This window comes from Roseibium sp. RKSG952, assembly GCF_009711355.1.
The window spans coordinates 1-20,693 of the sequence record NZ_SMMF01000866.1; the positions used below are offsets into that span (position 1 = coordinate 1).

The 20,693-nt window shown below is 57.0% G+C and carries 22 protein-coding genes; 10 read left to right on the plus strand and 12 right to left on the minus strand.

What is annotated here, in order from left to right; all coding sequences use genetic code 11:
• The first annotated feature begins 314 nt into the window (after positions 1 to 314).
• From E1297_RS11845 to E1297_RS11855, 3 genes are read left to right on the plus strand one after another with little or no spacing between them, the layout of a single operon-like run.
• On the plus strand, positions 315 to 1,382 hold the full coding sequence (locus tag E1297_RS11845) for a tetratricopeptide repeat protein (RefSeq protein ID WP_155138297.1): 1,068 nt from the start codon (positions 315 to 317) through the stop codon (positions 1,380 to 1,382).
• The gene (locus tag E1297_RS11850) at positions 1,379 to 2,296 is read left to right on the plus strand and encodes a L,D-transpeptidase family protein (RefSeq protein WP_155138299.1); all 918 of its coding nucleotides are present in this window, start codon (positions 1,379 to 1,381) and stop codon (positions 2,294 to 2,296) included. The genes E1297_RS11845 and E1297_RS11850 overlap by 4 nt, the downstream gene beginning before the upstream one ends.
• 1 nt (position 2,297) lies before the next feature.
• Complete coding sequence (locus E1297_RS11855) at positions 2,298 to 2,627, plus strand: hypothetical protein (RefSeq protein ID WP_155138301.1); 330 nt, start codon at positions 2,298 to 2,300, stop codon at positions 2,625 to 2,627.
• A 210-nt stretch (positions 2,628 to 2,837) separates the two neighbouring features.
• Here E1297_RS11855 and E1297_RS11860 read toward each other — a convergent pair whose 3' ends face one another.
• Complete coding sequence (locus E1297_RS11860; protein ID WP_155138303.1) at positions 2,838 to 4,286, minus strand: exonuclease domain-containing protein; 1,449 nt, start codon at positions 4,284 to 4,286, stop codon at positions 2,838 to 2,840.
• 54 nt (positions 4,287 to 4,340) lie between these two features.
• On the opposite strand from E1297_RS11860, the gene E1297_RS11865 reads away from it, so the two are divergent.
• Positions 4,341 to 5,198 carry a hypothetical protein gene (locus E1297_RS11865; protein ID WP_155138305.1) on the plus strand — a complete coding sequence of 286 codons (858 nt, stop codon included), beginning with the start codon at positions 4,341 to 4,343 and terminating at the stop codon, positions 5,196 to 5,198.
• A gap of 17 nt (positions 5,199 to 5,215) precedes the next feature.
• Here the strand turns inward: E1297_RS11865 and repB are convergent, their stop codons facing one another.
• Together repB and repA are read right to left on the minus strand one after the other, a co-directional pair.
• Complete coding sequence (gene repB, locus E1297_RS11870; RefSeq protein ID WP_155138307.1) at positions 5,216 to 6,265, minus strand: plasmid partitioning protein RepB; 1,050 nt, start codon at positions 6,263 to 6,265, stop codon at positions 5,216 to 5,218.
• A gap of 1 nt (position 6,266) precedes the next feature.
• The gene (gene repA, locus E1297_RS11875; RefSeq protein WP_244327728.1) at positions 6,267 to 7,502 is read right to left on the minus strand and encodes a plasmid partitioning protein RepA; all 1,236 of its coding nucleotides are present in this window, start codon (positions 7,500 to 7,502) and stop codon (positions 6,267 to 6,269) included.
• Between the two features lie 1,286 nt (positions 7,503 to 8,788).
• Here repA and E1297_RS11880 point away from each other — a divergent pair.
• Positions 8,789 to 9,370, plus strand: a complete 582-nt coding sequence (locus tag E1297_RS11880; protein WP_155138309.1) for a hypothetical protein — start codon at positions 8,789 to 8,791, stop codon at positions 9,368 to 9,370.
• Positions 9,371 to 9,383: 13 nt separating this feature from the next.
• On the opposite strand, the gene E1297_RS11885 is transcribed toward E1297_RS11880, so the two are convergent.
• From E1297_RS11885 to E1297_RS11920, 8 genes are all read right to left on the minus strand, one after another.
• Positions 9,384 to 9,758 (minus strand): hypothetical protein, encoded by a 375-nt coding sequence (locus E1297_RS11885; protein ID WP_155138311.1) that lies wholly within the window; start codon positions 9,756 to 9,758, stop codon positions 9,384 to 9,386.
• Between the two features lie 29 nt (positions 9,759 to 9,787).
• The gene (locus E1297_RS11890) at positions 9,788 to 11,449 is read right to left on the minus strand and encodes a DNA topoisomerase (protein WP_155138313.1); all 1,662 of its coding nucleotides are present in this window, start codon (positions 11,447 to 11,449) and stop codon (positions 9,788 to 9,790) included.
• A gap of 18 nt (positions 11,450 to 11,467) precedes the next feature.
• Positions 11,468 to 12,559, minus strand: coding sequence for a hypothetical protein (locus tag E1297_RS11895; RefSeq protein ID WP_155138315.1), 1,092 nt, complete (start codon positions 12,557 to 12,559; stop codon positions 11,468 to 11,470).
• Between the two features lie 84 nt (positions 12,560 to 12,643).
• Positions 12,644 to 13,657 carry a hypothetical protein gene (locus E1297_RS11900; protein WP_155138317.1) on the minus strand — a complete coding sequence of 338 codons (1,014 nt, stop codon included), beginning with the start codon at positions 13,655 to 13,657 and terminating at the stop codon, positions 12,644 to 12,646.
• Positions 13,658 to 13,900: 243 nt separating this feature from the next.
• Positions 13,901 to 14,854 (minus strand): hypothetical protein, encoded by a 954-nt coding sequence (locus E1297_RS11905; protein ID WP_155138319.1) that lies wholly within the window; start codon positions 14,852 to 14,854, stop codon positions 13,901 to 13,903.
• Positions 14,851 to 15,714 (minus strand): hypothetical protein, encoded by an 864-nt coding sequence (locus tag E1297_RS11910; protein WP_155138321.1) that lies wholly within the window; start codon positions 15,712 to 15,714, stop codon positions 14,851 to 14,853. Before E1297_RS11910 ends, E1297_RS11905 begins: the two co-directional genes overlap by 4 nt.
• Positions 15,711 to 16,232 (minus strand): hypothetical protein, encoded by a 522-nt coding sequence (locus E1297_RS11915; protein WP_155138323.1) that lies wholly within the window; start codon positions 16,230 to 16,232, stop codon positions 15,711 to 15,713. Before E1297_RS11915 ends, E1297_RS11910 begins: the two co-directional genes overlap by 4 nt.
• On the minus strand, positions 16,232 to 16,759 hold the full coding sequence (locus E1297_RS11920; RefSeq protein ID WP_155138325.1) for a hypothetical protein: 528 nt from the start codon (positions 16,757 to 16,759) through the stop codon (positions 16,232 to 16,234). The genes E1297_RS11915 and E1297_RS11920 overlap by 1 nt, the downstream gene beginning before the upstream one ends.
• Before the next feature lie 87 nt (positions 16,760 to 16,846).
• On the opposite strand from E1297_RS11920, the gene E1297_RS11925 reads away from it, so the two are divergent.
• Together E1297_RS11925 and E1297_RS11930 are read left to right on the plus strand one after the other, a co-directional pair.
• Entirely contained in the window at positions 16,847 to 17,083 is a 237-nt protein-coding gene (locus tag E1297_RS11925) for a hypothetical protein (RefSeq protein WP_155138327.1), read from the plus strand.
• Positions 17,084 to 17,176: 93 nt separating this feature from the next.
• Entirely contained in the window at positions 17,177 to 17,440 is a 264-nt protein-coding gene (locus tag E1297_RS11930) for a DUF2312 domain-containing protein (protein ID WP_155138329.1), read from the plus strand.
• Here E1297_RS11930 and E1297_RS11935 read toward each other — a convergent pair.
• Positions 17,437 to 17,955, minus strand: coding sequence for a hypothetical protein (locus tag E1297_RS11935; protein WP_155138331.1), 519 nt, complete (start codon positions 17,953 to 17,955; stop codon positions 17,437 to 17,439). The genes E1297_RS11930 and E1297_RS11935 overlap by 4 nt on opposite strands.
• Positions 17,956 to 18,056: 101 nt before the next feature.
• Between E1297_RS11935 and E1297_RS11940 the strand changes: the two genes are divergently transcribed.
• From E1297_RS11940 to E1297_RS11950, 3 genes are read left to right on the plus strand one after another with little or no spacing between them, the layout of a single operon-like run.
• On the plus strand, positions 18,057 to 18,833 hold the full coding sequence (locus E1297_RS11940; protein WP_155138333.1) for a hypothetical protein: 777 nt from the start codon (positions 18,057 to 18,059) through the stop codon (positions 18,831 to 18,833).
• 16 nt (positions 18,834 to 18,849) lie between these two features.
• Complete coding sequence (locus E1297_RS11945; protein WP_155138335.1) at positions 18,850 to 19,740, plus strand: hypothetical protein; 891 nt, start codon at positions 18,850 to 18,852, stop codon at positions 19,738 to 19,740.
• 52 nt (positions 19,741 to 19,792) lie between these two features.
• Positions 19,793 to 20,614 carry an A24 family peptidase gene (locus E1297_RS11950; RefSeq protein WP_155138337.1) on the plus strand — a complete coding sequence of 274 codons (822 nt, stop codon included), beginning with the start codon at positions 19,793 to 19,795 and terminating at the stop codon, positions 20,612 to 20,614.
• The last annotated feature ends 79 nt before the right edge of the window (positions 20,615 to 20,693 follow it).

Sequence of the window (20,693 nt, forward strand, 5' to 3'; positions counted from 1 at the left end):
CCCGTCCTTCAGGGCGGGGAAGACGTTAAAGGGTCGCTCGAGTTATTCGAGCGCGCCGGATCGCCGAACGCGACACCCAAACGACGTCGGCTCTTTCCGGTATCGACAGCTGCGTGAACAGGCTCACCCGGGCGGATCGGCTCTACCTCGACGGGCTCTCCGAGGATCGTCCCTCATACGTCGATCTCGGCTGATCTAATTCCGTAAATTCACTTTTATTTACCTGAATCGAGTCCCATGGCCTTCCAGGGCTTGAGCATTCTTCAGATGCGGGGTTAGCATCGAAGAAAGGATTTCAACCCCCGGAGTTTCCAATGGCGCATGAAGTAAATCCCAAAAAGATAGGATTCATTACCGTACTGTCGGCCGCACTCGCAGCCTTGCTTCTGGCCGGGTGCCAAGGGGGGACCACCAAGAGAACAAACGTCTATCCCGTATTCCCGGCGGAAATCGCGGGTCCGTCCAGGGGTGAGGAGGACTTCGAGAAGGGCTACGTCTACCAGCACGGCATCGGAGTGCCTCGTAACTACTCTATGGCGGCCGAAGCCTATCGAGCCTCCGCGATGAAGGGCGATGCCCGTGCGCTCAACAACTTGGGAGTCATGGCTGCGAACGGCCGAGGCGTTCCGGGTGGATTCGAGCGCGCCGAAAATCACTTCATCTCGGCGGCCAAGGGCGGGAGTGCGGCCGCGCATTTCAATCTGGGGCTCATCTCCGAGACCCGGGGTGACACGGAAGGTGCTTTCCTTGAATACCGAATGGCCGCCGAGCAAGGTCACGCGTCCGCCCAGTACCGCCTGGCGGATCTTCTCGACGACGGCAGCGGCGGAACGTCATCCTCGGATGAAATCAGGCGGCTCCGACATCTTGCCGCTGCGAACGGCGATTCGGACGCGCTGCGACGTCTCTCCTCCGTGACGGGTTCGATGAACCAAGCCGCCGCCCGCGATCATTTCGCCTCCGAATACTGTTCGTCATGTTCCAGCTCCTTCGAGACCGACATGAGCGTACGTTCGATCTCGGCTCTCGAAAAGCTGGCGATGTCCGGCGACATGTCGGCGCGCTACAATCTCGGCGTTCGACACGTCAACGGAAAGGGCGTCGTCAAGGATCCGTCTGAGGCCGCGCGACATTTCACGCTCGCGGCTCGAGCGGGACATGCGCCGTCCCAACGACAGCTCGCGCAGATGCATATGCGCGGACAGGCTGTGGCACAGAGCAAGATACTGGCCCACTACTGGCTGAATCTGGCCTCCCGGCAGAGCAGCGCCGACGGCCTCGCCGCCCGCAATGAGATGGAGCGCCTGGAGATCACGATGTCTCCGGAGCAAGTCTCTGAGGCGCAAGCCCTGTCCACACACAGAGACAGCATCGGACGATGAAACGCCTCATACCTCTTGCCTTCGGTGCCTTCGTGGCGCTTACAGGTATCGCTTCGGCATCGGATGCGGTCGATTGGGTGCGCGACAGGCTTCAATCTTCTGCGGACGCCAGTTGCGGCATCAAACGTGCCGCGGCTCTATCCACGTTGCAGAGAATCGATGGTCTTGAACTTCCTGAGACAGGGAAGGCCCTCGTGGTAAATATCGCGGCTGGTGTCATCACGGCTTATGAGGATGGAATTCCCGTCATCGAGAGTCGTGCCGTCGTGGGAAACCCCGAGACGCCGACCCCCGAAATGACGACCTTCGCGACATTCGTGCGGGCGAACCCAACATGGACCGTCCCTGAGAGCATACTCAGGCGCAAGGATTGGAGATCGAAGCTCGACCGCGACCCGGAATATTTCGACGCGGCGGGTTTCGATGTCGTTCTTGATGGGTACAAGATCTCGCCCTACGAGGCCGCTGGTCTGTCGGACAGGATATCGCGTTTCGTCCAGCGCCCTGGTTCCCAGAACGCGCTCGGATTGGTCAAGATCGGGCTTCACAACGCGAACGGCATCTATCTTCACGATACAAACAGGCCGGACGCGTTCCTCGAGCGGATCCGCTCGATGTCCTCCGGCTGCGTACGAGTTGAACGTGTCCGTGAGATCGCCGCCTGGGTTCTTGGTGTTTCTGTTTCACGGATGAACAATCTGATCGATAGCGACGACAGAACGGACCGGACTCCCCCCTTGCGTGTTCCGGTAATCATCGGTTACTGGACCGCCTGGCCGGACGGAAGTGGTCACGTTCGGGTGTATCCGGACATTTACGGCAAGGATGAAGCCGCCTCCGAATGCGGATACGCTGTCGGCTCCGGGGGTAAGAACCATCGTGACATCGACTGGGAAGAACGAGAGGTCCGCTGATATGGATTTTATTTCGATGATGAAGCAGACGGCCGAATCCGTCATCCGTGGCGGCGGTCTGATTGTTAACGTCGCTCTCCTCGGTGCCTTCATGCTCGGTGCCCTGTTCAGCTATGACGCGGCTATTTTCAGATTCGAGCGGGCGGGTGGTCTTCCGGATGTCTCGGTTTCCTACCTGTTGGAACTGGCATCCTCTCCCGACATTCTCGCGCGAGGCGTTGATTACCTTCTTGCCTGGCTGTTCGCCTGCGCGTGCGTCGGGCTGACGTGGATGAGCATCCTCGGCGCTCGCTGGTTTTATCACGCCTGTTTAAGAACGGTCTTAAGTTAATGTCTTCCCCGCCCTATAGGACGGGGTTTTCAACGAACAGGTCAGATAAGCCCTCTGGAGTACACCGAAACAGACGCAGAACGCCGCGCGCGTTACGGGGAATTCTACTGGTGGCCGTCTACAAGCTGCCTCCAGTTGAAGTGGCGGAAAGATCCAGAGGCGAGGATCGCGGCCCCGCTCTACCGATCTACTGAGGGAGTTGCACGTCAGTCAAATCCCAAGGGACATCTGATGTCCCTTTTCATGATCCTCGCACCCGCTCGGCATCTCCGAAACCTCTCGTGGAGCGAGTTCCGGCTCATCCAGGGCGAATGCCTTTTCCGCCCAGGCGCGATATTCGAAATCGTCGCAATCTCTAAATTCGCCCTCGAGGGTGGTCCAATTCGCCTCTCTCTCCGGAACGTACACCCTGTTCAGCGCGTCCAGGCAGTTTTCCTGCGCCCTTTCCAGTTGATTGGCGGGTATTTCGTGACCCTCCATGTGGGCAAGCATGACGAGACGTCCGGCAAAATCCGATAGCCTGTTGTCGTCGAACTTTATCACGGACCTCTCGGTCCAGCTGTCGGAGTTGTGGAATAATTGCTTTCTGGCTCGATCCCTGTCGCTGGGGAAACCGTCGTAGATCCTTTCCTCGCTCGTGGAATCCTTGTCATTCTCGTATTTCTCATTGAGAATTGCTTCAGCAACCGCTTTCCTTACGTCATCGAAGCTATTGCCAACGGTCAACCGTTCGGCTATTTTCCGCGAACCCATCCCGTCGAGGATTCGGAGGGCGTCTGAATCCTCGTAAACGTAAGGAGCCGCTGCGGCCCGAATGGACTTTATCGGCGTATCCCTTGTGTACATCAGGTTTCGGACATCGTCCGCATTCGTGGGGAGATCGTCCCTCCGGATGTCGGCTAGATACCAGCGCTTCTTGTTGTTCGTGGTGAGCACCTTGCAGGGAACCAGATCGGGAGCGCCGAAATGCGTGTAGACCCACACGGTCCTCCCGTCCGCCATCGCGGACGAGAGCATCTTATCCACCCGAGAGGTGTTTCCGGCCGCGACGGCATGCTTCCAGAGCCATTTCGCCCTTTCCTTGATTCTCCTGGCGATATCCAGAGTGGCCTTGCAGTCGCCCATAGCGTCGTGAGCGGTGATCTCGATGCCGTTCGCCGGCGCTATCGCCTCGAGTTTCCAGTTCTCGGAGCCGTCCTCCCGTATCGGTATCGTCAGGATGTCCGGCATCGTGGACCTAGCGACGCGCGCAAGGGCGAGAACGTCGAGACGATAGGCGTTTCTTCCGGAGGTTACGTAAGGGTCCCTGAGATTGCGAAACAAGGTCGTTCTGATGAGCTCGTCGTCAAAGGAAATACCATTATAGGTGACGAAGAGCTTTGGATCGTATCCCCTCGCTTTCAGTTCTCTTTCGATCATCAAGGCAGCGTCGTATTCGGATACCCTCTCCGGGGCATCGAGGGTAGCCGGCTTGAATCCGGTAACCGCCAGCGCCTCTCGGGAGGGAAGAACGTAAGGAAGCCGTCTGACGAGAACTTCCTTCCGGCTCATCTCCGTAAGGTTGCGATCCGTCTGAATCGTTCCAAATTGCAGAATTTGTGCATGCCTGACATCGGCGTCCGTCGCCTCGGTGTCGTAGCAGGATCCGCTAGGGTACATGATCAGTCCTCAAAAACAGTCAATCAATATTGAGAGCATGGAGAGATTTTCACAATGGCTAGCGAGCAGATAGACGTTCGAACCTATACGGTGCCGGGTCGTGTCGTCGGTTGGGCGGATGATGGAGGGGCAAGGGTGGTGGTTCTTTCGGATGCACCGGGATTGCCCTTGCGCGAGTATTTGGTTCGAGTGCAAAAGCCGATCATGGGCAGGAAGATCCCGAATTTCGAGGGGCTAAAGAAGAAGGGACTCAGAACCAAGGGTATGGTTCTCCTGAGGAAGGCCGTGCTTTCGGGGGACGTTCTGGAAGCCAAGGAGGTGGAGATCCTGACACCGAAAGACGCGGAAGACAACGCCTTCATCTTTCAGGAAGCGGCATGCAGCATCTTCCCGCCTTCTGAAGGCTCGCAGATAGCTACCCGGGCAAGGGTCGCCATTCTGTCTGACGCGATCGTCACGGAAACCTTCACCACGGGTCTGGCTCACGTGCAGACCAAACTCGATCAGGCCGGGCTATTCGGTCACGTCGGCGTCATTTTCGCCGGTCGAATGAAGGACGGAGCGTATCGGGAGCTTCGGTTTGGGGGCGACGAGGAACGCACGCCGAAGGAAATCGTCAAGATGCTCTTCGCTAACTGCCCGAAGGACGTCATTAAGGAAAGCAGGACCTCCGGCAACAAGCGTGAACGATGGGTGATGGTTCCGTTTTTCGAGGCGGAGATCGCGCAGACTCGTGCTTCAAAGCTGTCCGCGCAACGTCAGAATTTAGACTACGGGACTCCCGATGCTCCGAAATGGACTTCCGGCCATGCGATCATGCGCATCGAGCAAGGTGAATGGAAGATCGCCGACACCACGCCCGCCGGAGACACGAAGCCTTCAGATCTTCACTCTCTCGTCGCCAGCGATTGACGCCTGGCTGGCATTGGTTAGGGGCGCATGTCCATTGATGAATCGACCCGGGATGTGCCCTCCCCCATCTCCGTCGCGAATTCTTCGTATAGATCTGACATCTTTTGCTTTATCCATTCTCCGAATTCTGCGTTTTCGGAGGAAATCGTCAGATGCATACCCGCTTGGCTGGTTCGCGCCATGCCGATCTGCCGACCATTGTGCATGAGCGTTTCAGCCGGTACTGAGGGCTGAGCCTTAGGAGCCGGCTTCTTCGACTTCTGCGCAGCCTTATTTGCGGCCGTAGTTGCCTGCTTCATAACCAGAAGCGCGCGCTCCATCCTCTCTTTCGACGACAACTCCGGGAAATCCGGCTTCCCGATCTCGAGTCGGATCAGGTCGACGAGATGTTCGTTCTTGAGAAATTTCGACAGCGCCATCCAGCGAGGTTCGCCGACGCCTTCCGCACGCCCTATGGCGTATCGCACATCCTCGGGTATGTTTGTTACGGTTGAAAGCATTTTCGACAGGGACGCCTTCTCTAACCCGAGTCGAGGTGCGATGTCCTTCTGGGTGAGGCCGGTGTTTTTCAGGAGGCTGTGCGCCCATGACGCACGCTCGATGTAGGTGAGGTCCAACCTCTCTGCGTTTTCGCTGGTTTGAAGAAGAAGGAGTTCTTCATCCGAGACACTGTTGATGAACGCCTTCAGCAGCCATTTATTCGGCTCGGCGCTCTCATTGGCCAGTTCCTTGATCGCCTGATGTCTTCGGTGCCCGAAAACGAGCTGATATTTGCCGCGCTCCTTCGGGTGAGGACGAACGGCTGCGGGGGCATAGTTCCCCTCCATGTCGCGAATGGAGGCTTTCAGCTGGTCGAGTTTCTCCCGAGCTTCCGGGTCCATGTCGTACCGATCCCGCATAAAGCTCGGCTCGACATCGAACGGATTTAGGTAGACGGCCGTGTCGTCCTTCTTGTTGTCCATAACCTTGGCGACGCTGTTTACGACCGGGGACTTGATCCGCTCCTCCGGAACCTCCTTTGGCTCAGGTTTGGACACTTCCAAGAGACCGACATTCCTTGATTTCATCTTATCGACCCCACTGTTGGTGGATTAGCTTCAGAATTTCATCATTGACGGCATCCATGCTCTCAAGTGCACGCCTGAGAGGCTCTCGTCCGACTTCGCCGCTTTCGGTTTCGTAGAGAGACTTCTTCGCGATGCCAGCCCCCGCGATCGCCGTGGACTCCAGTGCCTCCTTCATGAGAACATCATCCTGGAAGAGCGTTCTCATGAGGCTGGCAGTCTTAATTTGCGGATGATCGTTCGGATCGTAGCGGGTCAACAGAAAACGAATGAAATCGTGATCGAACTTCCCTCCCCTGTCCGTCAGCACCTTAGCCGTGTCCGACATCATCTTCAGGAACTGTGAGCAACTAGCGATGTCCATCATGGCCGGATGAACGGTAATAATGAGGCCCGTTGCGGCGAACAGCGCCGAAAGCGTCAGGTATCCTAACGTCGGAGCCGTGTCGATGACGATTACGTCGTATCTGTCGGAGACTTCCGAAAAGGCATTGTCCAGGCGCTCATAAAAGTATCCGTAAGGATCGTGAACCTTGCTGGTTAGGGCTTGAGGCGTTTCGAATTCGAACTCTTGCACGATCAGGTTTGAGGGTATGAGATCGAGTCCGGTAAAATAGGTCTTCCGGATCACCTCCTCTATCGGTCGTTTTTCGCCATTGTAAGTGATGACTGAGTAGATCGTGTCCGCGTAACTAACATCCTTGTCCGGAAACAGTCCGAACGTTGTCGTCAGCGATGCCTGTGGGTCGAGGTCGACGGCCAGCACTCTGTAGCCCTGAAGCGCGAGGTAGTGAGACAGATGAAGAGATGTCGTCGTCTTGCTCGATCCGCCCTTGAAGTTGACCGCAGCAATAATTTGAGTGTGCTCGCCTTCCCGCCTGTGCGGGAGAAAACGAAGCGCGTCCTTCGGGCGCTTCTCGGCGAGAAACTCCCTCAGCTCCCAAACCTGCTCGAGAGAATAGACGCGACGTCTGTTCGCCATCCGCTCCGGCTGTGGGCCCTCCGATTTAATGGAGGACGACCGAAAACTACTTTCCGGCACGCCAAGGAGTTTTTCGAGATCCCCCGTCGTGAACATGCGTGTGAAGCGCTTGCGGGCCTCAGGCGGAAAGGCCTTGTGCCCGATGTCGTCGAGAGTTTGAGACAGCGTCCAATGAAGCTGGTCGATCTTCTCGATGCTGTCTTTCGCGAGTTCATTGCTCGGCATCGTGCCGTAAGAAAAGTCGTCAGCTGCGGTCATTCGCTTCTCCCAACGCTCTTTTCCGTGGTTTCACGTCTTTAGCGTTTAATTAGAAAAGTCCCGTTGTCGATATCACATGTGGTTGGTTAACATCATATTAAACCTAGACATAAATTTCGCGTTTTCGGAACTGAAACGTTTCGCGAGCCGCCCGTGCGCCACTTGGTGATTTTAAGCGAATCAGTGCGGCGATGTGCGCTGATTTAAAACCACGTTGGGCGGTTTTGTAACCAACCTTAAATGTATATGCACAGTTTTTGTTAATCTCGAGCGAGGGTTTCTCTGTTTCCCCTCACCGGCACCAATGAACAACTATGCAACCGATTGGATATTGAGCACCAATCGCGCGCTTCCTTTAACCGCTCTTTGTTTCGCCGCATTGCGTCGAACTTTCAGCGCTCGATAAAATTCACCCGCATTTCCGCTTGCAGCTGTCGTTTCGCTTAATGGGGTCCGCTCTAGAACGATCGTGTCTTCGGTGAGCAGGTGTTTCGAATTCTTCGCAGGCCCCGAGTTGTGAATTCACAACTTGCCTGGTCGATAACGTTTCGAAGTCGACCAGGAGTCCTGTTTCGAGAATTCCGATCCGCCCTTAATGAGGCTTGTTTTAAGCGGGCAAATTCGACACATGAGACTCCTTCTGATCGACTAACGGGACGAAAAGGAAGGAGCTTGATGACGGTTTCTATTCGAGTGAACGCGCGGCGGGATGGACCCTACTCATTGACTAGGTTCCGCAAATCGGCAGTGCGCCTCTCAGAATTTCTGACACCGCTCCGGGCGGATCGGAAGCTGCTGTACCTGGCATCGGTTGTGAGCTCACAACTGACCGCCCAATACTCGACATCAGCCGATTGAGAGCTTCCTTCCAATGGGGCAGGGCGCACGCGCCCGAGAAACTCGAGATTCAAATTAAGCACCCTCCCCCGTTCCGAGTTGTGAACTCACAACTAAGCTTATCCTCGCGCCGTTATAGCGAGTTGGAAGGTCTTTTGATTGGCTGAGTTGTGAGCTCACAACTCGGCTATGTTTGGTTTATTAATAAAAAGTTAATAAAAATAAAAACAATAATTAAATCAGTAATATAAGCGAAAGTTGTGAGCTCACAACTCGGCTATAATGAGGGAAAATGGTCAATCATCAGGAGAAACTGGAAGTGAAGCCGACAGCATTGCGCTCGGATGGTTGTGAGCTCACAACTGACGTTTGGAGAGAATATTTTCCGACGATTTCATTCTTCTTATTCCAAGTCACCGTGTATCCTTATTTAGACGGCTGGAGAACTCATGACGCACCTCGCAGGCATTGAAAACACAACGAACTCCGTAGCCCGGTTGTCGGGTCTTTTACGAATCATCGCGAGCGATGACGATCATGATGAGGTGGGTCGCGCGGCAAAGTTCGCCCTAAGTGCGATAGTAGCCTCCGGTTCGCGTATCGATTTTGGGGGTCGGCGCCTCAGTTTGGCCGCGCGCGACACCGTGTCGGCGGCGGCCATGAGTGTCGTAGGCGCCGCCGTAAACAGGGGCAAGTTACGCCGGTCGACGATGGTGGTGATCGCGGAGATTGCGGACCTTGCCATCTCTTTGTCTTCGGGGGAGGGCGCCTCAAGGCATGTATCCGGAAACCTTGATGCCGCGCCTTCAGGATGGAGAGGGAGGGAAGGGGGGCCATTCAAGTCGGAAAACGCTCTCGGGCTTCCCTGCAAGATCACGCGCCGTCCTGACACTCCCGGCGGATCCTGGTGTCTCTATGTTTCCGGCGTTCCTCTGTGTGGAGCTCAGACACCAAGGGAGGCCGCGATGAAATCCGACAAGTTCGCCGTCCTTTTGTCTACAGGTAGGGCGCTTTCCACCGTTGCGGCCTGACCGTTCATCCGGTTCACATTTTCGGCGCTTTGATCGTTGCCGCGGCCTCGGCGCGCGCTCTCCAACCATCCGCGGTCGATTCATACTGCTCGGCTTCCTTGATTAATTTATCGGCTTTTTTCCTCCAAACGGATGCATTGTGGTCGAATTTGGCGGCTTGACCCAGGCAATAAGCTTCGTCCGCCCAGGCAATATCAAGAATCCACTTGGGACAACGCGGATGGGTCAGATTAAATATAGCTAGCTTACGCCCTGTCTCGGCTTCAATATTCTTCTTCTCCCGCTCGGCAGAGCCGAAAGAGATGATTGCGGAGACTACTTCGCCGGACGCTTCATCCACGATGGCGTAGATTTTCGGGGTGCCGGCATCGTTTACGAAAATACTCATGGTTTTTCTCCAGTGGACATCGACATCAATCAATCGTCGTGGAAGATCGGAGCGATGCCGTCGCACTTGTAGGTGTTTTCTTTGTATGTCTTTAGAGCTTCGTCCAAACCGACGGTTTCTACGAATGGCGCCAGCGGGTCCTTCTTCGGCTGCGGCGGGACCGCATCGATCCGACTGCGCATCGGGATCTTCAACGCGTCTGGGAGGGCGGTCACAATTTTTTCCGCAAGCAACTCCCAGGGTTCTCGTTCCGGGTCGTCCATCATGCCTGGCAACGTCTTTTCGCAAGCTGCTTCGATCGCCGCGGATACTCTCGGATCCCTGAGCGCAACCGGACTGGAGTAAAGCCACTCCGAACCCTTTTGGGTCAGTTTCATGTTGTCGTCGACGAGGTCCCTGGCGATAAATCCCTCGATGTGGTTCGCCCATGTGGACGGACGTCCCAGTCCGTTCTTCACTGCTGCTTCCAGTAAGGCCGTGTCGAGCCGCCGTGTGGTGACCTTGGACTCTGGCCAACGCTGCTGTCCGGGATAGTTTGGCCCGCATTCGCGCCGCCAGTCCAACCCGGCGATGTGCGCGGCCACGTTCTTCGAAAAGCCCTGGTTGACGAGGAAGGCACCGATCCTGCTCGTGTCGGCGCTCTGGTTCGAATGCTCTTGACCGCTTTTTAGAAGATCTCGCCCTACCATCGTGCGCAGACCCTCCTGGTGTCCTTGCCGCACCGGATCCTGACTGACGGCGACGTTGCCGATGGGGTAGGGGGCATCATGGGTTTCGGTTTCCGACTTCTCGGCGACCTTCGATCCATCGAAATCGTAGCCCGCCTTTCGCAGGATCTTTTCGACCTTGCTCAGCGTCCCCTTCGAGATGCCGCGAGAGCCAGACCGGGGGTAAGACATACGACCGGCCTCGTATAGCTTCTGAAGAGCCGTCGAACTCTCCTTCGGAGACATGTCTAGTCTGTCGCCGGCTCGAACCATGATGTCGCCTGTATGTGCGGGCGGAACCGATGTCGGGGTCGTCTCGGATTTGAACTCAAGGGCTGGAAAACTCACCTTCGTTAGCTGACGAGCGACTTTGGCATCTATGATGCCTTCCACCTTGCAGTCCACAATCCAGGGACGGCCACCGTCCTTGGCCCTCGCGACCAGCCTCAATTGCTCAACGGCGGGAGGATGCTTATCAACCAAGCCGAGAAGAGCAGATCCGACCCGCCCGACGGAAACACCGTTTCCTGAAAAGGTCCCTCCGATCATCCGGTCGATGATCGCACGGGTTCTTCCGGGAACCGCATCCTTCTTGTAGACCGGCGTTACGTCGTCGAGAGCGGCCTTGACGGACTCTTCGTCCATGCCTTTCAGGCGAACGCGCATGGCATCGGGATGGATATCAGCGATCAACTCCGCGACATCCCAAGCGATGACATCACCCTCCTGGTCAGCATCGGTCGCTACAAAAACCCTGTTCGCCTCCTTCGCTTCGTTTCGAATTCGTTCTCCGAGTTCGTGATCACGCAAGCTGCGCTCGAACTCCCGAAATAAAGTATCGATACCCATCGGCGTGAGCTTCTTCGGCATCTCGTAAAGATGCCCCTTCGTCGCCTGAACGCGAACGGGCGACCCTGTCTTCGACAGGATCGCCTCCAGTTGCTTCGCCTTGCCGGGCGCTTCAATGATGAAGAGGTCGTGCATCTTCCGGTGGAGCGCCCCTTATCCCGCCTTTGGGCCGCCGCCGACGGCGTTGGCGATCTTGTTAACGACCGCGATGATCATGTTGCGCATGTTCTCCGCGATTTCCTTCATTCTCTTCTCGAATTCCTTGTCGTCCTTGCTCTTCGACACGAGATCCGGCGCATTCTTTTCTATCTTCTTGGCAATATCCGCCTCGCGCTCGGCCAAGAATTCCATCTCTCTCTGAAGCTTCGCCGGATCCGGGCTGAATTTGGCCTTGGACGACAGTTCTGAGATATCCTTGTTAATCCGATCGGACAAAGTTTCCGCTTTCTCGAGTTCCGCAGCCATTGCGGAACGCTTGGAGCGGACGGACGGATCCTTAAGGACGTCGCTCAGGATGTTCGCGCCCGTCGGATCGCCCGACGGGTTCGCCTGCAACTGCCCAACGTATTCCGAGAGGGTGATGCCCTTCATCGCGGCCGTGCCCTCAAGTGCCTTCAACTTGTCGTTCCCGAGGATCGACTTGTTGTAGGCATCGATGGATCCGACCAGCTTGTCGGCCTGGTGGTTGAGCGCATTGAGATTGTTGGGAATGCGCCGCTCGCGGGTATTGAAATACTTTTTCATGGCGGCTTCCGTCGGAGACAAACCCTTGTTAGGGGCGAGTCGCTTCCCGAGATTTCCGAGAAAAGCAGAAAACACGCCTCCTGAGCCATAGCCGCCGTGATGCTGCTGCCTCTCTTGGTTCTGCCGCGCCTGCGCGGCAGCCGCCATAGCCGCCTTTTGAAGGTCGTCATTCGCCGCCTCCGCCTTCAGATCAGGCTCATCGTCGAGGTCCTTTTTCTCCTTGGCTTCCCCCGAGTCGCTCTCGCTGCCCGAGGTTTCGCCGCCAACGTTCGGTGTCTCGACGGCGGAGGCTTCCGGAGCGGACTGAGGCTGCGGCGCGACGACGGTCTCATCCGTGCTGCGAGCCTGAACTCCTTCGCTCAGCTTCGCGAGACCCTCGGCGAAGTCATCCTCATCTTCCGGCTCGTTCTTCTGTGTCTCTTCCGCCGGCGACGCCGGTTGAGTTTCCTCGGCGGCCGGGGAGGCGGGCTTCACCGCAACCGGAGCGTCCTCGATCATCATGTCGTCGAAGTCGTCTTCCGGCGTCTCGTTTGCCGAGATTTCACGTCTTTTCAAGGCCATTTCTACTCCCCCATACCTTAATCCTTAGAGACCCCGGCCCGTCAGCGGGGACTGTTCACTGAGGATAGCGGTCTGGGCTGCAAGGTTCGTCGCAATTCTTTCGAGGAGTTGATAATTCTCGAAACCCTGATAAGCGATCACGGCAAGGATGTTCTTTACTTCCTTGATGGCCGTAGCCTCATCCTTGTCCGACTTGACTGCCCACTGTGGGCTGAGAAGGAATTGGCGACTCTGAAGCATAAGGAAATCCTTGTTTGCCACGCCGTCATCAAACACGGCAGCATTGAACCCCGGTATCTCATTGGCGATGCCTTGTGCCCAATCGATCGTCTTTCCGTCCTTTTTCCGGTGCACCTGCGCCGCCAGATAGGCCATAGTCTCGTTCGAGATCGACATTCTTGCATTAGACGCGTTCTTCATTTGTGCTAAGATCCTGCCCTCCGGAGTGTTTGCCTGAGCGTCACTTACGGTGGTCTTGGGTGCCGGATTGACAACGTTCGCAATGAACGCGTTCGCCGCTTCCATGCGCTTCTCGCTGATGCCGTAGGTTGCATTATCCGTCTGCATAAAGATGGATTCGTCGACCGCGATGTCTCCACCTGGGATGTCGCCCTCGGTCTCACAGAGGCCCGCCGCGACATTCGCTGCTGTCGCGTACTTCTTACAGTGCGCGTCGAGAAGCGCCAGCGCGGCCGGATCCTGCCCGAGACTACTCGGCATGCTTTCGTCGCCCTGAGCCCATTTATTCTGGGCGTTGGTGATAGCTCTCTTTGTCGCATTCGCCTCCGTGATGATCGCGCCGCCGGAAGAACCAGTGGCGATCTTGCACGAGGAGGCACCGGACACGGCCGAGGCCATCGCATCCATACGGGTGCGTTCGATCTGCTTCACCGTCGCGCGGTCGTCCTGCTGGTCAGCGAGGGTGTGCTGCGCGCCGGTCTGTTCGCGACTGTTGCCGGAGAGCTGACCCGTCGCGAGACGCAAAGCCTCGATGATCGCGAGCTGCATCGCCGAGATTTTCTGGTTGAAATTAGTCATGATGCGGACGCCGTTTTCGTTGGCGTGACTATGGTCGTAATACCCTCCGCAACACGTTCCTGTTGCAACAGGCGGCATACTAGAGCCATAGGCGCTCGATAGCCCCCCGGGATTGGAGCCGCCCGATGTCCCCGATGACCCGCCGGACGAAGTCTCCGCTAATGCCGGAGCGCCGGCAAAGACGACCGAAAAAACTGCGGCTGCTGCGATTTTTTTTAGAGTGGTTGTCATGCTTGTTGCTCCTTATTGAAAAACGTCCGTCAGCGTCGTAGCCCTCCCCGAAGGACCTCCGATGCTCAAGAAACCGAATGGGTTACTTGGTCCGCCTGAAAAGTTGATTCCTCTTCCTATGCCATCAAATGCCTCCCCCATTGTTTCTGCGGGAAAGAACCCGCCCAGGCTGGAGGTATCGATTCCCCCGCCGAAGGCTCCAGCAACCTGCTGCGCCACGCCTTCGGCCTTGTCGCAAGACCAAGTCTGAAGCATCGATGTCAGGCTCGACAGACTCGGTGGCTTAAAGAGGATGTCGCTTCCGGCGTTCTGGAACAGTTTGTCTAGGCATCCGAGACCCGCGAACCCGTTGGACTGACCGCCGCCCGAGGTACTTTCCATCTGACTGAACCCGACGTCGTCGGACTGGGCAGCACTGGTCATCTGGTTAACGTAGTCGTTTGCGTTCGCGACCAGGGCGGAAGCGATCTCTGGATCGCAAGCGCCATCGGATTGGGCACCCCCCGAAACACTTGAAAATGTGGTCGGCGCCGTGCTCCCCGTTACAGAGGCAACCTGACCGCCGCCGGAGGTGAAGCTGCCTGTCAAATCGGAGAAGTTGATACCAGCGCCTCCCGTCATGGTCTCGGTGAGATTGTCAAGAACGTTACCGCCAAGAGCGGACGAGACCGACCCCGACCTCAAAAAATTGTCGAACTCGGTCACGCCAAGCGATAGCGCGCCCGCAATCATCGAACTCTCGTCGAGCTTGAAGTTCCCGATGACACCACCGAGAAACTGATCCGTCCCCATTTGCTGCAAGGCGCTCCATGTTTCCTGGATGGCGCTGGTGTCAGTCGACAGACCCGTCTTGTTGTTGAACATAGCGACGTTCAACTCACTGGCGGCCGCCCAGCTGACGCTGGCCATCAGTCCGGCGGCGACCAAAGCCGCCCTCAGCCCGGCAGTCTTCCCAAAAGTTGTCATTTACGCACCTCCACCGCCTCGACGCGATCTACGATCCCGTATTGTTCGCCGGCCCAGCCGAATACGACGAATCCATTCGGCGTATTCGTCACGAGGTCCGGTAATCCTTTGCGCATGGCGGTGGCCTGGAGGACATCGGAGACGGTCGCCGCCTCCAGAACGGTCGCCCATTTCCCGTTCGCCTCGCGAATGACCCGGACCGGACAGCCGATCAGGTCACCACAGGCCATATCCCCCGTCTGCTTGATAATGAGAAGTCTGTTGCCGTCTTCAGTTTTCACAGCTCCATACTCGTATGAGACGCGGTCCGACCCCGTTTCCGCGAGTTTAAGAGCCCCTTCGCCGAACGCCCCAGCGATCCCGCGCACGCTTTGTGGCGGAACTCGCTCCAAATTGATCGGCATACCGAGATCCGAAGAGGTTGGCTTGTAGTTCGGGTAGGTGTAGGTCCAGGTGATCCCGTCAGCGGTGATCGGCGCCGGAAGTCTTCTTTGAGGCGCACCAAACTCAATCGCTGATGTCGCCCGATCAAAGATGATCTTCCAATTTCCCGTAGTTCCCCTGTAGAAATGCTTCAACACCACGGTGCGGCATGTTTTCATATCTCTGGAACAGGATCCGGAATGAACGAACCGAGCGATGATTTCGCCCGTGTCGTCGAGATCCAGATCGAGCACGGACGACTCGAGCACCATACCGGGTCGCTCTGAAATGTAGCCCGGAAACAGGGATCGAACGATCCTGGCCTGCGCCGTCTCCGGGTTATCGTCGAAGACGACCGGGGCGGCATGAGCCGATCCCGCCGCGACTACGCCCGAGAACATCCCGATTGCCGCGATCATTCGATTAAATGAAATCATTTGAACAAGTCCTCAAGCGTGGATGTTGTGTTGTCGATGTTCACGCCCGATCCGGAACCCGGGCCGACTGTGGATGTCGCGTTGTCGATGAATCCTCTGGCGGTACCCCCAAGGGCGCTCGTTAGGTCAGCTCCTCCAATAATACCGCTCGGAAGCTGCCCTACCGCGCCGCCGCCGACACCCCCGAGTACCTGATCGAAGATCTGAGATGCCTGATCGCAGGCGAGGTTCTTCACCATGTCGAGAATGCCGCTGAGTGAGGGCGGCTTGAAGAAGATATCCAACCCCCCGGTGGTCATCAACGTGTCAAGACAGGTTGTGGACGCGAATGACCCGGAGCGCCGGGAGAAGTTCTGGTCCGCCAGATCCGACATCCCGTTGATATAGGCTTCGCGTTGCTGGTTGAGGATTTGCTCGACCTGCGGATCACAGGCATCCGTAGCCATGGCCCCGATCGGATAAAGGACGCACAAACCACCGACGAACGCCGCCCTGATTGTGTTCTTAAACTTCTTCATTATACCCCTCCTGCTCCAGGCGTCGATTTCTGAGCCATTTCGAATCCCGCCGTCGCGACGATCGCGAGCGTTTCCCCGTCGAAAATCGTGCGTGCGGCCCTAGGACCCAGCGCCTGCATCAATTCCACGACATCTTGAAGGAACACCGGCGCGATCTTTTCCATCGTGCTATCCCCGGCATCCCCGTCCTCTTCGTCCTCGCCCGCCGCCGCGTACCTGCGCTTCGGATCGAAAAGAATAGCCAAATGCTTCGGAGACAACGAATGCGGCCGTCCCGACATCCATGCGATGAACCGGATGCGCCGCGCGCGATCCAGGTTAGCGAAATCCTCCTGCTTTCTATAGACGAAGTCGAGAACCCTCTCCACCTGGCCGTCGCCGGTCAGTGAGGACAGCTCGCCAAGTCCGTCGCTAACAACCTTTAAGGATTCTTCGCTACAGTCGGTTTGCTCCTGAACGACTCCCTTCAGATCACCTGGGAGGAGCATCATCCATTTGTCCATCGAATCCTTGTCGAGACGAACCATCGTTGTTCCTTGCGCGGTCGCGGGAAATTCTACCTACTTACATTGAGCAGTCTGTTTGAACACAACGCAAGCATCCAGGAGACAGAAATGAGTGAACTCTATCCGGCGATCGGTACAGGCGTGTCCGGAAGGACCGAGTTAAGCGTCAAGTCCGAAGACATCAGCGCGGTTTTCGAGGACTCTCCGGAATTCGCCACCGCCCTCGGCTATACGCCTTCCGTATCCCCGGAGATCGCCCCGGCGGCGGCAGCTCCGTCTACCAACGAATCCCTTGATCACGTTCCGGAACCTGGCGTTTTCAACGCCCCGAAATTTGGCGCGTAAGGATTTGATCAGCAAATTTTGTTGACACGCCCTTTGCCACATGCCAATCCTTCATCAACGCGGAATTCACTGCGACACAAGGAGAAACGAAACATGTCAGATCCAGGCGGCGTGGCGGGGGACCAGCTTCGCGCATTCGTAGAGCGCATTGAGCGCCTCGAAGAAGAGAAGAAAGTAATCTCCGATGACATAAAAGATGTCTACGCGGAAGCGAAGGGGAACGGCTTTGATATCAAGTGCCTCAGGCGTATTATTAGCCTCCGAAAAAAGCAACCTCATGAGCGTGAGGAAGAAGAGGCTGTTCTAGATCTTTATCTTCAGGCTCTAGATACGTCGGGATCAAGTGCTGCTACCTAGGTCGTGCCCTTGGTAATTAGCGAAATTTCCATAAAGGGAGCGCCACGCAAATGTGGCGCTCCCTTTTTTCTTCCCATCAATCCCAGGCACAGCTTCTCCGGCATCTCGACTTCGTCGGTCGTCCATACGGACAGGCGGCCGCTGGTCACCGGGATCCAGAGGGTCAGCGGCTGCTTGGTCGTTCCCTTGACGCCCCAGGGCGAACGAGGCGCTGGAATGCCTTGTGCAATTTCGGACCTATCCCGGCGAACGTCCTTGGACTTGAGGGCGATCCAGTCCCGTCCGCCCGCTCCGATATTGATGAGCGCTCGCGACCATCGAATCCCCTTCAATGCCTCGACATCGCCTTTTAGGCAGGCGAGAAGCGGTTTTCCATCGTGAACTCCGATGGAGAATCGCCGGCCACCGATGTCCGACAAAAGAAGGTTCTCCTTCTTGTGGCTCGATATTCCGCCGATCTTAACGAGTCCTGCGTACCAGTTGAGGAAAGGGTTATGTGCGATGTCGTCCGCCATCGGAGTCCTCTTTAGATTAAATCCTTGGGAAAGGTTGCGGCAGTCTCTGCTGCCTGTAAAGATTCAGTTTCGGATGACAAGCATCGGGGACCTAAGGAATCATGATCGAAGGATACGAGGGTAAGGTACGGAGCTGGCTCGGCGACGGGTTCTCAATCAAGTCGGTGGACGGCGCCGTTCTGGTCGCCTCACAACCGCTGGGCTTCTCGGCCCTGGCCGAAACCGGGACTTCAGAGGAGGTGGCGCAGGCCGGTGCCGCAGCGTTGAGGGCGGCGGGCATCGATGCGCCTGTCTCCGGCTTTGTGGTGAGAGATGCTGGAGGGGTCGACATGATGTTCGCGGCGCTCGCCCGCACGGCTGCCTCTAAGATGCCTCTTTCCCCAGAAACGATCGCCAAGGCCATGTCCGCCGGCGAAAAGCGGGATAACATGCGACCGGGCAGGAAGGCGGTACCTCAAACCACACTTACGATGATCGAGGCGTGCGTCACGGGGGCTGTCGGCACGGAGGGAGCCATGCTCTCCGGCCTGAGAATTCCTCCTCATGATCTGGTTTCTCCGACGTTCTTCCTTCCCGCCATCCTTATCTCGGCAGGGAATTCTTGGGCGATGCCGGTCGCCGCTTCCGGTGGTCGTGGCGGATTTCTGACGCGCCTGAAAAAGGACCCGGAAGCCATTCTCGGTTACAGGGTCACGGACATCGAAGCTGCTGCCCCCCTTCTTTTATTCGTTCCGATAGCCAACGCTTTGAGGAACTCGTTTTACCACGGTGAGTGCGTTCTGGATCCAATGGTGGAGACCTTCGCATGGTTCCTGGGTGCGAATGGCCTCGATGAGGAAGAAATTGACGAACTGGACGTGAGGGTATCCACGTCCTAGCGGACGGAGAAATGCCGTGGCATTGCGTAGATCGGACAAGAAAACGACCGGCGACACCATCGCCGATGACTGGGATCGCCAGGACAAGAGATTCCGGAAAAAGGTCGCCATTCAGCAGTTCATGAGCCACAACGCGGCGATTTTCTCTGCGCTCGCGCGATCTGGCCAGGGGGTCGACGGCGCGCTCGACGGAGACGTTCTCAAGAAACCTGTTACACAGGCACACGCTCTCTCTCGCGAGGTCGCGGCTCTCGTCGCCGGGAAAAACGTCGGCGAAGTCACGGCAGCCGACGCGAAGCCCTTCCGGTCCGCTGCTGCCGACATTATTGCGGAAGCCTATTTCAGAGGCCGCGAGATCGACATCAAATCTGCCGCCAGGAACATCGCCGATGTCGCCGCTCTCGTGGACGACACCTGGGACCACGACCTCTATAAGGACGACAACGTGCGCCCGCGCACGTCCGTTCGGATGACAGCCGCGGCCGTCGCCGGAGGCCTTTCTGAAACCGTTGCTGTCTATGATTTCAGGGTGGGCCGCGAGGAGGTTCTCGAGCGCTTGATGCGAACCGTCATTGAGACCGCAGTCAGTTCCGCCATCGCGATGATGCCGGAGGACGCGAACGAAGGCGAACTCTCGAACCTCACCCAAACGCTGGCCAGAACCATGACGGGTGTCATGAAATCCTGCTACGAACGCAAGGCCAGGACGGTCGTAGCGTCCCTCGAACACATGTCCGAGGAACGCAAGAGGGACTGGTTCTCCCGAAACGACCCGATCTCCGAACTGACCGAGGAATTCTCGTCATGGGCATCCTGCATGTGTGGTTTCGCCATCGCAGCCTCTTCCGAAATCGCCAAGCCCTCTAGGGAATCGACTAAGGGCAACAATTTTACTTCCCAAAAATGAATCCTTGAGTCACCATCCCGAATAGGCATTCTCGCAACCTCCGGACGATGACATGGCACTCCTGACCGAAGCCTTCGGAAACTTCATGTTTTCCCTGAACTCCGGGGATGCGCCCGCCGCGATGGCGATCGCCACGGCATTCCTGTTCGTCGTCGGTACGATCGTTGGGAGCTTCGCCGGCATGGCGGCGGACCGAATATCTAGGTTCACGGGCGAGGAAAGCCTCCTAAAACTCCTGTCAGCACCACAGTCTCATTGCGACGGCTGCAAAACCCCTCTCTCACCCCTGAGTCTCGTCCCGGTGCTGGGCTGGCTCGTCAGAGGAGGGCGTTGCCCCAGATGCAAGACGGGCATCACGTATGTCTACCCGATGTCCGAGGCTTTCGTCGGCGCCGTGTCGGCCTTTCTTCCCTTGTTGCTTTCCGAATGGTCCCTTAAGACGCTTTCCTTCGTTTTCGTTTTCTGGGTCTGCATCGTCCTGTCGTGGATCGACATCAGGAACAGAGTCATTCCGGAGTTCGGAACCTGGCTCCTCCTGTTCACAGGCCTTGTCTTCTCCCCCTTCGAGGCGGATCCTCTTATTCGGTCGCTCGGAGCCGCCGTCTGCGCCCTGTGCTTTTGGATGGCGCTGACCATCGCCGGACTTCTAAAGGGAGAGGATACGCACGCGGGCGGCGACGTCGCGCTCGCCGGAGCAGCGGGAGCCTGGATCGGGATGAGCAGCAACGCGGCTCCCGTCTTCATGCTGGCGACCTCACTTCTTTTTATCGCGCACGCGGTGGTGGTGCAGAAGATCAACGGTGATCGGTGGGTTCCGATGGGTCCGGCCATTTCCGGAGGATTGTTGGTAACCATGGCGTCCATGCTCCTGTGAAGTTCGAGCACAAAAATTCGCGTATTAACGTTTTTCCTACTCTGAAGGAGGGGATTTTCGGGATGGTGCCTCAAGCAAC

Bases quoted from the DNA above. Each gene is read 5' to 3' on its own strand.
- E1297_RS11845 (WP_155138297.1), top strand. From the start codon at position 315: ATGGCGCATGAAGTAAATCCCAAAAAGATAGGATTCATTACCGTACTG.
- E1297_RS11850 (WP_155138299.1), top strand. From the start codon at position 1,379: ATGAAACGCCTCATACCTCTTGCCTTCGGTGCCTTCGTGGCGCTTACA.
- E1297_RS11855 (WP_155138301.1), top strand. From the start codon at position 2,298: ATGGATTTTATTTCGATGATGAAGCAGACGGCCGAATCCGTCATCCGT.
- E1297_RS11860 (WP_155138303.1), bottom strand. From the start codon at position 4,286: ATGTACCCTAGCGGATCCTGCTACGACACCGAGGCGACGGACGCCGAT.
- E1297_RS11865 (WP_155138305.1), top strand. From the start codon at position 4,341: ATGGCTAGCGAGCAGATAGACGTTCGAACCTATACGGTGCCGGGTCGT.
- repB (WP_155138307.1), bottom strand. From the start codon at position 6,265: ATGAAATCAAGGAATGTCGGTCTCTTGGAAGTGTCCAAACCTGAGCCA.
- repA (WP_244327728.1), bottom strand. From the start codon at position 7,502: ATGACCGCAGCTGACGACTTTTCTTACGGCACGATGCCGAGCAATGAA.
- E1297_RS11880 (WP_155138309.1), top strand. From the start codon at position 8,789: ATGACGCACCTCGCAGGCATTGAAAACACAACGAACTCCGTAGCCCGG.
- E1297_RS11885 (WP_155138311.1), bottom strand. From the start codon at position 9,758: ATGAGTATTTTCGTAAACGATGCCGGCACCCCGAAAATCTACGCCATC.
- E1297_RS11890 (WP_155138313.1), bottom strand. From the start codon at position 11,449: ATGCACGACCTCTTCATCATTGAAGCGCCCGGCAAGGCGAAGCAACTG.
- E1297_RS11895 (WP_155138315.1), bottom strand. From the start codon at position 12,559: ATGATGATCGAGGACGCTCCGGTTGCGGTGAAGCCCGCCTCCCCGGCC.
- E1297_RS11900 (WP_155138317.1), bottom strand. From the start codon at position 13,657: ATGACTAATTTCAACCAGAAAATCTCGGCGATGCAGCTCGCGATCATC.
- E1297_RS11905 (WP_155138319.1), bottom strand. From the start codon at position 14,854: ATGACAACTTTTGGGAAGACTGCCGGGCTGAGGGCGGCTTTGGTCGCC.
- E1297_RS11910 (WP_155138321.1), bottom strand. From the start codon at position 15,714: ATGATTTCATTTAATCGAATGATCGCGGCAATCGGGATGTTCTCGGGC.
- E1297_RS11915 (WP_155138323.1), bottom strand. From the start codon at position 16,232: ATGAAGAAGTTTAAGAACACAATCAGGGCGGCGTTCGTCGGTGGTTTG.
- E1297_RS11920 (WP_155138325.1), bottom strand. From the start codon at position 16,759: ATGGTTCGTCTCGACAAGGATTCGATGGACAAATGGATGATGCTCCTC.
- E1297_RS11925 (WP_155138327.1), top strand. From the start codon at position 16,847: ATGAGTGAACTCTATCCGGCGATCGGTACAGGCGTGTCCGGAAGGACC.
- E1297_RS11930 (WP_155138329.1), top strand. From the start codon at position 17,177: ATGTCAGATCCAGGCGGCGTGGCGGGGGACCAGCTTCGCGCATTCGTA.
- E1297_RS11935 (WP_155138331.1), bottom strand. From the start codon at position 17,955: ATGGCGGACGACATCGCACATAACCCTTTCCTCAACTGGTACGCAGGA.
- E1297_RS11940 (WP_155138333.1), top strand. From the start codon at position 18,057: ATGATCGAAGGATACGAGGGTAAGGTACGGAGCTGGCTCGGCGACGGG.
- E1297_RS11950 (WP_155138337.1), top strand. From the start codon at position 19,793: ATGGCACTCCTGACCGAAGCCTTCGGAAACTTCATGTTTTCCCTGAAC.